At 35.5% G+C, this 701-nt stretch carries 1 protein-coding gene; it reads left to right on the plus strand.

Annotation, left to right across the window (positions count from 1 at the left end; translation table 11 throughout):
• On the plus strand, nucleotides 1–701 hold a 701-nt coding region (locus QOS10_RS09460), incomplete at both ends, for a Mu transposase domain-containing protein (protein WP_408621591.1).

Genomic DNA, 701 nt, shown 5'->3' on the forward strand with positions numbered 1-701 from the left:
AAATTTAAGTTCTTAAGATTAACTCTAGATCAGAAGCAGGATACTCTATTCAAATGCTTATTTGAAGCATTTAAGACTACTGGTGGAATTCCTAAAGAAATTTGGTTTGATAATATGTCAACTGTCGTTGACCATAAATTGAGTGACTTTCATCATCATCGATTTAACGAACGGTTCCTATCATTTAGTCATGATGCGGGATTCCATCCAATCGCTTGTCGTCCATTTAGGCCACAAACTAAAGGTTGTGTTGAGGCCTTGGCAAGAACAATGGGACGATTAAAGCCTTACGATGGAGAGTTTAGTACCATCAATGACTTAAATGATATCGTTAATCAATTAGCTAAACGGCTTAACCATGAGAAGTCACAAAGTAATAACCAGAAGCCAGTTGAATTATGGGCAAAAGAAAAAGAGCATTTCCGGTCTCTCAATTACGATCTCACAAGGTACTTCGAAAGCGTCCAAACTAGAAAAGTATCGCGAGATTCAATGATTAGATTTCAAAACCATCAATACTCTGTTTCCCCTAATTATATCGGAAAAGAGGTTGAAATTAAACCAACTACTGATGGTAAAGCTATTCATATTTTCTATCAAGGCGTTGAAATTCAGAAACATGATTTAACCAATAAGCAGTTTAATTATGATCCGCACGATAAACATGCCATTCTAAAAAGTGATTTGATGGAAGATAAAAC

The organism is Limosilactobacillus galli, from assembly GCF_947381495.1.
GTDB classification, from domain to species: domain Bacteria; phylum Bacillota; class Bacilli; order Lactobacillales; family Lactobacillaceae; genus Limosilactobacillus; species Limosilactobacillus galli.